Source organism: Rothia sp. ND6WE1A (genome assembly GCF_001683935.1).
Taxonomy (GTDB): Bacteria; Actinomycetota; Actinomycetes; order Actinomycetales; family Micrococcaceae; genus Rothia; species Rothia amarae.
In genome coordinates, this window is the sequence record NZ_LXTU01000032.1 from 65,019 (window position 1) to 75,756 (window position 10,738).

General features: G+C 49.3%; 12 protein-coding genes. 10 read left to right on the forward strand and 2 right to left on the reverse strand.

Translation table 11 applies throughout. From position 1 onward, the window contains the following. Positions 1-110: 110 nt before the first annotated feature. Positions 111-1,760 carry a chromosomal replication initiator protein DnaA gene (gene dnaA, locus A7E48_RS04135; RefSeq protein ID WP_068169896.1) on the reverse strand — a complete coding sequence of 550 codons (1,650 nt, stop codon included), beginning with the start codon at positions 1,758-1,760 and terminating at the stop codon, positions 111-113. Positions 1,761-2,259: 499 nt separating this feature from the next. Between dnaA and rpmH the strand changes: the two genes are divergently transcribed. From rpmH to A7E48_RS11340, 8 genes are all read left to right on the forward strand, one after another. Then, a complete protein-coding gene (rpmH, locus tag A7E48_RS10740) occupies positions 2,260-2,397 on the forward strand; it encodes a 50S ribosomal protein L34 (protein WP_083147179.1) in 138 nt (45 codons plus the stop codon). Between the two features lie 69 nt (positions 2,398-2,466). Further along, a complete protein-coding gene (rnpA, locus tag A7E48_RS04140) occupies positions 2,467-2,880 on the forward strand; it encodes a ribonuclease P protein component (protein WP_068169898.1) in 414 nt (137 codons plus the stop codon). A 4-nt stretch (positions 2,881-2,884) separates the two neighbouring features. After that, the gene (gene yidD / locus A7E48_RS04145; RefSeq protein ID WP_083147180.1) at positions 2,885-3,274 is read left to right on the forward strand and encodes a membrane protein insertion efficiency factor YidD; all 390 of its coding nucleotides are present in this window, start codon (positions 2,885-2,887) and stop codon (positions 3,272-3,274) included. A 51-nt stretch (positions 3,275-3,325) separates the two neighbouring features. Continuing rightward, complete coding sequence (gene yidC / locus A7E48_RS04150; RefSeq protein ID WP_068169900.1) at positions 3,326-4,294, forward strand: membrane protein insertase YidC; 969 nt, start codon at positions 3,326-3,328, stop codon at positions 4,292-4,294. A 36-nt stretch (positions 4,295-4,330) separates the two neighbouring features. Beyond that, entirely contained in the window at positions 4,331-4,846 is a 516-nt protein-coding gene (locus tag A7E48_RS04155; protein ID WP_318275148.1) for a R3H domain-containing nucleic acid-binding protein, read from the forward strand. Between the two features lie 4 nt (positions 4,847-4,850). After that, positions 4,851-5,495: a 16S rRNA (guanine(527)-N(7))-methyltransferase RsmG gene (gene rsmG, locus A7E48_RS04160; RefSeq protein WP_068169904.1), complete on the forward strand. Its 645-nt coding sequence runs from the start codon at positions 4,851-4,853 to the stop codon at positions 5,493-5,495. A 155-nt stretch (positions 5,496-5,650) separates the two neighbouring features. Next, complete coding sequence (locus A7E48_RS11335) at positions 5,651-6,130, forward strand: FAD-dependent oxidoreductase (RefSeq protein WP_233125971.1); 480 nt, start codon at positions 5,651-5,653, stop codon at positions 6,128-6,130. Beyond that, positions 6,078-6,773 (forward strand): hypothetical protein, encoded by a 696-nt coding sequence (locus tag A7E48_RS11340; protein WP_233125973.1) that lies wholly within the window; start codon positions 6,078-6,080, stop codon positions 6,771-6,773. The genes A7E48_RS11335 and A7E48_RS11340 overlap by 53 nt, the downstream gene beginning before the upstream one ends. A gap of 233 nt (positions 6,774-7,006) precedes the next feature. Here the strand turns inward: A7E48_RS11340 and A7E48_RS04170 are convergent, their stop codons facing one another. Further along, entirely contained in the window at positions 7,007-7,285 is a 279-nt protein-coding gene (locus tag A7E48_RS04170; RefSeq protein WP_068169907.1) for a hypothetical protein, read from the reverse strand. Between the two features lie 537 nt (positions 7,286-7,822). Between A7E48_RS04170 and A7E48_RS04175 the strand changes: the two genes are divergently transcribed. Both A7E48_RS04175 and A7E48_RS04180 read left to right on the forward strand, forming a co-directional pair. After that, positions 7,823-8,671: a ParA family protein gene (locus tag A7E48_RS04175; protein WP_068169922.1), complete on the forward strand. Its 849-nt coding sequence runs from the start codon at positions 7,823-7,825 to the stop codon at positions 8,669-8,671. Positions 8,672-8,846: 175 nt separating this feature from the next. After that, on the forward strand, positions 8,847-10,154 hold the full coding sequence (locus A7E48_RS04180) for a ParB/RepB/Spo0J family partition protein (RefSeq protein WP_068169909.1): 1,308 nt from the start codon (positions 8,847-8,849) through the stop codon (positions 10,152-10,154). The last annotated feature ends 584 nt before the right edge of the window (positions 10,155-10,738 follow it).

Below are 10,738 nucleotides of genomic sequence, written 5' to 3' on the forward strand. Positions count from 1 at the left end.
AATAACTATGCACTTAACATCCACATTAAAAAACCGCAGGCACACAAGTTATCCACAGCCCTTTTTGAGGTCGAAATTACCTGTTTTGAAGAAAAATGTGAAGCAACCAACTACTTCTGTGTGCGCTGTTCCTGTTTAATCTTGTTCGTCAGTTCGGTTACCTGATTGAAAATCTGATGACGCTCCGCCATCAATTCACGAATCTTACGGTCCGCATGCATCACCGTCGTATGATCACGACCGCCAAATTCCTGCCCAATCTTCGGCAAAGACATATCGGTGAGCTCACGCAACAAATACATTGCAATCTGCCGTGCAGTAACGAGGGTACGATTACGAGATTTCGACTGAAGATCCTCAATTGAGACGTCAAAGTAAGACGCCGTCGCGGTCAAAACCTGAGTCGCAGTAATTTCCTGCGCGCCGTCATCGGTAATCAAATCCTTCAGCACCAACTCAGCCAACGGACGATCAACCTTCTGCTTATTCAACGAAGCAAAAGCCGTAACGCGGATAAGCGCGCCCTCCAACTCACGAATATTGCTCGTGATATTAGAGGCAATATATTCCATGACATTATCGGGAACATCCAGGTTCTCGTTCTGCGCTTTCTTCCGCAAAATCGCGATTCGAGTTTCCAGCTCGGGAGGCTGCACATCGGTAATCAGGCCCCACTCGAAGCGCGACCTCATACGCTCGGCGAATCCCGTCAGCAACTTGGGCGGCATATCGGAGGTAATAACCACCTGCTTTTGGTGATTATGAAGAGCATTGAACGTATGGAAGAACTCTTCTTGCGTGTGTTCTTTGCCAGCTAAGAATTGGATGTCGTCAATGAGCAACATATCTACATTGCGGTAAATCTGTTTAAAAGAAGAACCTTCATCATCGCGAATAGAGTTGATGAAATCGTTGGTGAACTCTTCCGAGTTCACATAGCGCACCCGCAAATTGGGGTATAGATGCTTCGCATAATGTCCAATAGCGTGTAGCAGGTGGGTCTTGCCCAAGCCTGAATCACCGTAGATAAACAGCGGATTATAGGCGCTCGCAGGAGTCTCAGACACCGCGAAAGCAGCCGCATGAGCAAAGCGGTTAGACTGACCAATCACAAAAGTATCAAAAGTATACTTGGGGTTGAGACGGGCAGAAGATTCCCAAGTCACCTGCTCAGAAACCTCGCTCTGAGAAGGAGAAACACGAGAATCTTCTTGAGGAACGCGATCAAAATTTTCAGTATGAACTGCTGGATCTTGAGCAAAAGTAGGACTCGACTGACCAAGTTCAGCTTCCAAATCATGCAGGGACGGGCGCACGTCCTCACCAGGGTCCGCTGAAAGAGGCGTGGTGGGAACGTCGTAAGCAGTTTTTTGGGCCGAACTAGGCGCCTGCTCCTGGCGGTCTTCCGCTGAAAAGAAGCTTTCACGCTCAGGCTCTACTGCCAAAGTCTCGGAAGAATCAGCCGAAGCGGGTAACTCAGAGGGGGCGTCTTCCCCGAGAGAAGTATCAATGACGATTGCTTCAAAAACGCCAGCTCCGAAAGAAGCTTCTAAAGCCTCTTTCAACTCTTTATTAATGATGTTCTGAAAAACTTCGCGAGTGTATTCATTAGGCACAGCGATGAGAAGAACATTGGACATTTGGGCTTGCGGCTGAGCCAACGATACGAAAGCAGCCCACCGGGGACCAACCTTAGGGCGCAGAAGATTTACCGTATGGTTCCATCGAACCAAAATTTCTTCGTTGAGTGATTCGCCCACGGTTCTCCTTAAAAATACGAGGTGCAGCAGAAAATTTTACCTACCGCACCCACCAACATACCAAGTTATCCACAAGAGTTATACACAGGGTGGAAAACTTGTGATTTAACGGTGGAGAAGATGTGCGGTTGTGGTGGAATAAAAATAGTACAACGTTGAATCCTCGGGAAAATTGTAATTTCAAAGATTGTGGGAAACCTTCACAGTTCGGGTGTGGATAACTTGTTGAAATAATCATAAAAAGTGAAAAATCCACACCTGTGGGTATTGACTATCCCCAGTCTGTGATTAAAGACCTAGTGATACGTAGCTTGACCGCACGCCTTAAACCTCATAGAGTTTTTTAGTCGTATGTGTGCGCCCCTACCCTCTTAATAACAGGGTAAAAACTGCGTGATGAACGCCGTGAGGCGCGCTCAAACTTTAAAGAAAAGCGTCAACCTGTTTCTAAACATTGGTGAAGGGTTGCGCCCCATACCAAACGTTTTGGAGTAACAAAATGAGCAAGCGGACTTTTCAGCCGAATAACCGCCGTCGTGCTAAGAAGCACGGTTTCCGTCTTCGTATGCGCACCCGCGCTGGTCGTGCGATCCTTTCGAACCGCCGTTCCAAGCGTCGCGCATCACTTTCGGCATAAGCAATCTCCTTCCCTCCTCGATCGCCCAGTTGTTAGCTAAATAAGCGATCGAATCCGAAAGGAGTACATGTGCTGCCTCAACAGCACCGGATGCGGACGAAAGTCCAATTCTCAGAAACTACACGTTCCGGTGTCCGGTCAGGACGCCGGAACTTAGTTCTATATGCGGTCAAAAATTCTCAAGAGCCCACTCTTGCCGGGTTTATCGTCTCCAAAGCAGTAGGTAACGCGGTAGTGCGCAATAAAACCAAACGCAGATTACGCGAACTGGTAGCACACTCCATCCAAGAGAACCCCACCGGTTATTCCTTAGTGGTGCGAGCGCTACCTGCCGCAGCGCAATCGACATGGAGCGAATTATCAGCTGATTACGCTGCCGCATATGAGGCGATACTTGCTAAACTTGCAAAGCAATCGCACACCAAAATGGCAGTAGCAGAAAGCCTAGACGCTGCCCGCACGACCCCGCGAGAGGAGTCATAATTTTATGGGCTCACATCCCGCACGTCATTCCCACACTGCTGATTATCAGCTTGAGAGCGCCCCTAGCGAATTTGTGTGCCCCTCCACCGTGGGTGAAGCGGTATGGACTTTCCCTCAAAATGTACTTATTGCATTTCTTAAGGCTTATCGTGCCGTCATTTCCCCCCTCTATGGGAATGTCTGCCGGTATTTCCCGTCCTGCTCTGCCTATGGGCTTGAAGCAGTTACGGTTCATGGAACTCTGAAAGGTATCTCGCTGACCGTGCGTCGGCTGCTGAGATGCCACCCCTGGGCAACCGGGGGAGTGGACGACGTCCCGCCGGGAACCCGACTATTTGAACCCGGTGCAGAACCTAAAATTATTCTTTTGAATCATCCGCGAATTTCTCGATAAAAACGCGGATACATCCCACCTAACAGGCTCGTATGAGCCGAGGAGAAATAGATGCTCGACGTCATCCTCTGGCCCTTTCAATGGATCGTTTCAGCGGTTCTTTGGGTATTCCACACTATTTTCACCGCCATCGGCATGGATCCCGCCTCTGGTCTTACCTGGGTACTTGCCACTATTGGTTTGACCTTGGTCATGCGTACCCTCACCATTCCGCTCTTTCTCAAGCAGATTAAGTCGATGCGCGGCATGCAGGAACTGCAGCCTGAGCTGGCGAAACTGCAGAAAAAGTACAAGGGTAAAACCGATCAGCTCTCCCGCCAGGCTATGGCGCAGGAGCAGATGGAGCTCTACCGTAAGACCGGTTCAAATCCCTTGGCGTCCTGCCTACCTATTTTGGTGCAGATGCCCATCTTCTTCGGTCTATTCCGTGTGCTCAACGGTGTTCCTACCGCAGCCGCAAATAACGAAGGCATCCTCGTTCTGACCCCTCAGATGGTCAAGCAATTCCACGATGCATTCATCTTCAACCAGGTGCCGCTGTTCTCCACCATGATGAAGCCCGGCGACGGCAACCACGCGATGACCATTGCTGTTGCAGCTATCTTGGTTATTCTGATGACCCTCTCCATGTTCTACTCCCAGAAGCAGCTGGGCGCAAAGAACATGTCGGATGCAGCTAAAGAATCACCCATGTACCGCCAGCAGCAAATCATGCTGTACGTATTCCCCCTCATCTTCCTTATCTCGGGTATTAACTTCCCCATCGGTGTGCTGGTGTACTGGACTATCTCTAACTTCTGGTCCGTGGGTCAGCAGTGGTGGGTTATCCGCAACAACCCCACCCCCGGTTCTCAGGCAGAGCGCGAGCTCAACGAACGTCGTGCTGCTAAGGGCTTGCCTCCTGTAGGTAAGACCAAGGAAGAACACGAACGCGAATTAGCTGAAGCTCGCGAACGCGCTACCCGCGGCCAGCGCCAGCAGCCCATTGGTAAAAAGCGTCAAAAGCAACAGAAAAAATAACAGAACCACTCACTGAACCCACAGGAGATATTTCTCGTGTCTGAAACACCCGAAACCTTTGAGAATGAAGAAGACCTCACTGCTCTCGAAGAAGAAGGCGACATCGCTGCTGACTACCTCGAAGAGCTACTCGACATCGCCGACATCGATGGCGATATCGACATCGAAATTCGTAACAACCGCACCTACCTCTCGGTCATCACCGAAGACGGTGAAAACGATGACCTCGAAGCACTGGTAGGACGAAACGGTGAAGTACTGGATTCACTCCAGGAACTTGTTCGTCTCTCCGTCCTAGCAGCTACAGGTAATCGCTCCCGCCTTATCTTGGACATTGCCGATCACCGTGCCAACCGCATCAAACGATTGGCTGAGATGGCAGAGAAAGCCATCGCTCAGGTCAAAGAAACCGGTGAAGATTTTCATCTGGAACCTCTGGGTGCTTACGAACGCAAACTGGTTCACGACCTGGTGGCAGAAAACGGTCTATTCAGTGAATCCGAAGGTGAAGGCTCAGGTCGTCACATTGTGATTTCGCAGCCGGAGGACTAACCCCATGTCTGAAACAGAACTACCCGTTCTTCAAGGCACAGAGCTTGAAGCTGCCGAAAAAATCTTCGGTGACCGGCTACCTCTAGCAAAGCGCTATGTGGAACACCTCGCCACCAGTGGAATCGAACGCGGCCTCATCGGGCCTCGCGAGGTACCTCGCCTGTGGGGCCGCCATGTACTCAACTGCGCTGTGGTTGAGGAATTCATCGTTGAGAACGCCTCAGTAGCCGACGTAGGCTCCGGGGCGGGTCTTCCCGGGCTCTGCCTTGCTATAGCTCGTCCTGACCTCTCTCTGACGCTCATAGAGCCTCTCGAACGTCGCGTCATCTGGCTCGACGAAGTCATTGAAGATCTCGGACTGGAAAACGTTGATATTTTGCGTTCGCGAGCTGAGCAAGCTGTAGGCATGGTCGACGCCGACTATGTGACTGCACGCGCTGTCTCTGCCCTTGTAGGGCTTTTGGACATCACTTTGCCCATCCTGCGTGGGCAAGGTGAATTACTGGCTCTCAAAGGCCGCTCCGCTGCCGAAGAGATTACCAAGGCTCGTAAGAAGCTCAACAAATATGGCGCTCGCGAAGTAGATATCTTGACCGCCGGGGAAACTCTGTTGGAAGAGCCCACTACCGTTGTTCAGGTTATCCTCTAAACATATTTTGAGGACGCCGAGGTGCGGCATGTTTTTCGTGTTTGAGACATGGAAAACATGCCGCATTTTTTTGTGGGTAAATTTCAGCGGGCATAAATTTTCGTTGACTGGTGTTATCGGTGTGGGACATACAGGGTAGAAAGAGAATCTCATGAGTGAATCGCCACGGTTATCAGTGGGGGGAGTGGTTTGCTACGCATCGGACTGCCTCAGGCGTCGTTCTTGAATCTGTAGTGATCGGTGCCGGGCAAGCCGGTTTATCAGCCGCCTATGAGCTCAAACGGCGGGGTAAAGACTTTGCGGTTTTTGATTCTAATGAGGGCGCTGGCGGTGCCTGGCAGCATCGTTGGGATTCTCTCACAATGGACGATGTGCACGGAGTTGCTGACCTTCCCGGCTCTCAAGCTCCAGCGGTTTCATCCGAGCGATCAAATCAAATTATTCCTGCCTATTTTGCCGAATATGAGGAGAGCCATCAGCTACCGGTATTTCGTCCGGTTCGAGTTCTTTCGGTAGAGAGTGCTGAGAAAAATTTATTGGTGCACACTTCTGAGGGCGACGTGCTGACTCAAACGCTGGTGAATGCCACCGGCACCTGGGACTGTCCGTTTATTCCTCGATATCCGGGAGCTTGAAACTTTTTCCGGTGAACAGTTTCATGCCTCGACTTACCCTGGTCCGGAGTACCTTGCTGGCAAGCGCGTGCTAGTGGTCGGCGGTGGTGCTTCTGCCGTGCAATTCTTGGGGGAACTTGCGTATCGTTCCGAGCTGTTGTGGGTTACTCGCCGTCCGCCCCAATGGGTTTCCGGCAGTATCGATGGCTTGAAAGCCGTGGAGTGGGTGGAAGAACGAGCGGTGTCGGGGGCAGCTCCGACTAGCGTTGTCAGCTCTACTGGGTTGTTTTTACGTCCTCAGGAGCAGTATGCGCGAAAAATGGAAGTCTATGAGAAACGCCTACCCATGTTTGCACGTATTGAACCGGACGGCATTCGCTGGGGCAATGGGGATTTTGAGAAAGCGAACGTTATCCTCTGGGCCACGGGATTCCGACCCGCTATTTCGCATCTTGCGTCGTTACATCTGCGCTCTGTTGAAGGTGGTATTGCGTTGCAGCGCGTGACCGGTGACGTTCAAGGTGCGACGACGGCGGTGGCAGACCCTCGCGTACAACTGGTGGGCTACGGCCCATCGGCGTCCACTGTTGGCGCGCGTCATGCCGCCCGACGAGCGGCTATGGCGGTTAAAAAGTGGGTAGTAAACGAAAGTAATGACTCCTAGCAAACATCCAGGGAATATAAATAATCCCTAAAGGTCGGTACGGTTAACTGTTAATAGATGGTTCGAGAGGAGAAAATCTCTGAAGCAATCTAAGCGTGTGATAGGGAAAGATGTGAATCTTACTCACGAGGGTTCCTTACCTCGAAATGTGTGTGTGATGTAGTGAAGGTTCCGCTGATTTCAGCGGAACCTTCACTCATTTAATGAATCCAACAGTGAGTGGATCAGAAGTATTATTTTTGCTCGGGGGTTGGTTCCGATTCATAGACGCGACGCGCAAGTTGCTTCTTCATGGTGATGCCAACACCGACTGCCGTGCAGAGAATGTTGAGAAAGATGACTCCGAGAGCTAGAGGGAATAATCCTGAGGTGGTATGTGAGATTCCTTCTGTCGTTAGGGTTTCAAAAACTCCTGAAGTGAGCATCATAATAAAACCAGCTATCAACCCTATGACGCCGATGCCCATCAGAATGATGTTGAGTGCCGATGTTTTGTTCTCCGTGTTCATCATGCCCCTTCTCGTGATGTGTTTAGATTTTATCTCGCCACGAACTGAAAGTTTAAGGTGTTTCACGTGAAACATCGCCGAGGATCTCGTTCAGCGATTCTATTTGTTGCATTGTTTCACGTGAAACATTCTCTCCGTATTTATTAGAGATGCGGAAGGGGGAGCATATAGGGGGTGCTTCTTGATGCGTAATAAAGCTACGTGAAATACCTAGTTACATCGATGGAAAGAGGTGAAGAAGAATCAAGATATTTACTTCTAAACTCATAAAACTACCTCAAAAAATTGATAAAATTATTTATTTTCTCGCAGACAACTCACCGGGTACTCTTAATTTTAAAGAGAGAATAAGTTTCTGGGGAGAAGCAATTGAATCAACCACAACTTAATATTCCTGACTTTGGTATGCCTCCTGAGCCTGCAGACTCTACGACTGAAACCAAACCGGATCGCGGCAGGAATGTTTCACGTGAAACACGGAAAAAACTCGAACGTGAAGTTCAAGAAAAAACCCTCGACACCCCCTTGGCGAAAGAAATCATGAGCGAAAAAAAGCAGTTTGAGAAGCTGGAACAAGTAAACCTCAAGCACCCGCAAAACACTCGAGTTTTTACCATCTCCAATCAAAAGGGCGGCGTAGGAAAAACAAGTACAGCCGTCAACCTAGCTGCAGCTCTTGCCACTAAAGGCATGAATGTCCTGGTGATCGACAATGACCCTCAGGGCAATGCCTCAACTGCCTTGAATATCGAACACGGCACCGACATCAAAAGTACCTATGATGTGCTGATTGATGATGTCCCCCTAGCAGACATTGTAAAAGAGTGCCCCGACGTCCCTCAGTTATGGGTTGCGCCAGCGAACATCGACCTGGCGGGTGCCGAAATCGAGCTTGTCTCCATGGTTGCACGTGAAACACGCCTAAAAGGAGCCTTGGCTGATTACGCAGAACAACGTGAGAAGGATGGTTTGCCACGGCTTGATTACGTTTTCATCGATTGTCCACCAAGTCTGGGTTTGCTCACTATCAACGCCTTTGTTGCTGCACAAGAGGTTCTCATCCCCATTCAGTGCGAATACTATGCGTTGGAAGGTCTAAGCCAGCTCCTCAAAAATATCCAAATGATTCAGAAGCACCTCAATTCTGAGCTCCACATCAGTACCATTCTGCTGACCATGTATGACGGTCGGACCAATCTTGCCTCTCAGGTTGCTGATGAAGTTCGAGAGCACTTTCCCCAAGAGGTTCTTAAAACCCTTATCCCTCGCTCGGTACGAATCTCAGAAGCACCGAGCTATCAGCAGACAGTTATAAGCTACGATCCCACATCGACTGGTGCCCGAGCATACCTCGAAGCAGCAATTGAAATAGGGGAGCGCGCAGTATAACCCTTGAATGAAAAGACGACGTGCGGCAACTCAGCCGCGCGTCGTCTTTGTTTTTAAGTAAAGAATAGAGATGTTTCACGTGAAACATCGCTCAAATAGCGACTCGGTGTGTTGCTTCAGACTCATCTCACCTAAACTTAGTAGGTAGATAACAAGCTTATTTTTGGAGGACTCTGTGGCAGAGAAACGTCGTGGACTAGGTCGTGGATTAGGGGCGTTGATTCCTAGTGCGGCAAAAGAAGATATAACGGCCTCTGAGAGCACTCCAGAAGCTACTAAAACCGCCGCATCTGCTCAAACAGAGGGGGAGACTCGTCAGAAGAAGCAAAATCTTACCGTGCAAAAAAATTCTCGCGAGAATGCTGAAAAGACTCCTGCTAAAGAGCCTGCCAAGAGCTCTGCGGCACAACAGAAGTCTGGAAAGAAAAGTGCTCCTGCTGAGAATGAACAGACGGCTCTAAATATTGAGGCTCCTCAAAAAAACACCAAAAAAGTTGATTCACAACAGAATGTTTCACGTGAAACACCTACATCTTCTACCCGTTCCGCTAAGAAGAATCAGCGCAAAGATATGGGTGCGGCGTTGAGGAGCACTACTCCATCGCGCCGTCCAGTTGACTTCTTCTTTGGTGAAGATGCTCCAACAGCAGGCGAAAAATTGGTACCGGTGCCTGGCGTAGAATTCGCTGAAGTCTCTGTTAAAGATATTCACCCTAACCGGAAGCAACCCCGTTCAGAATTCAATGAGCAGGATATGGAGGAACTCGTCCACTCCATCAAGGAAATTGGGGTTCTACAACCGATTGTTATCCGTCCCAGCCGTGAGGATGGGGCAGAAAAATATGAATTGGTGATGGGCGAGCGTCGATGGCGTGCGACTCAAAGAGCTGGTCTAGAAAAGATTCCAGCAATTATTCGCGATACCCAAGACGTGGATCTCTTACGCGATGCTTTGCTGGAGAACCTGCACCGCAGCCAGCTTAATCCGATTGAAGAAGCTGCTGCTTACCAGCAACTATTGGAAGAGTTTAACACTACCCAAGACCAGCTGGCGCAACGGATTGGACGATCACGTCCACAGATTTCTAATACCCTGCGCCTACTCAAGCTTCCCGCCTTGGTTCAACGACGAGTTGCAGCAGGCATACTGTCCTCTGGTCATGCTCGTGCTTTGCTTGGGTTGCGAAGCCAAGCTGAAATTGAAAAGGTCGCTCAAAAGATTGTTAATGAGGGTCTTTCTGTTCGAGCAGTGGAGGAGATTGTGCAGAGCTCCTCTGAATCTACTCCTAAGGAACGAAAGACGCCGCAGCCCCAGAAACACCATGAGCGATTGGACTATATCGCAGATGCATTCGCAGACAAGTTAGATACCAATGTGAAGATTCAGCTGGGTGCACGCAAGGGCAAAATGACCATTGAGTTCGCTTCGGTAGAGGATTTAAACAGAATTATTTCGGTTTTGGATCAGAATATCGGGCAGTAAGATCTAGTTGATAAGGCTCCGTGTTAGAAGATAAGTGGTTGCTGTCTCTTTGGGAGGCAGTAACCGCTTTTTGTATGTTGTGATGTCGCCTGAGTATATAGGTGCTCTTCTTGTTTGGTTTTCAAACATGGATGACCTGAAAAGGCCCTAGAATTGATTCTCAGAGCTTTAAGGTCTTGAATGGCCTTGGATCTGTTTTATGTGAGAAAGTGCGGGAGAATCGATTCTGATGGGTCAATTTTTGACTGATGGCAATAAAATTTCACTCAGAAGCCACAAAATGCCGCTCTTTAGGTTTTCTTGAGAGGAAAATAAACTTTTGTGGGTATCCGCTGCCGATGCTGTTTCACGTGAAACATCGGAGGAGGCGAACAATCGCCTATATCTATTCCGAAGTTAGCTGGTATCGGATCTTCAGAATTTTTTTGAAGCTTGTTCATAAGTTATAAGTATCATCAGCCCGGCACAACCCTCGGCAAGTATCTTGTCGTTTACTTCGCTAACGCTCAAATAACCGATTCATGCTAAGTATAACTAGTTTGCTTCGCGTCGGGTCGGTCTATCCAATTGTTATATGAATAAAC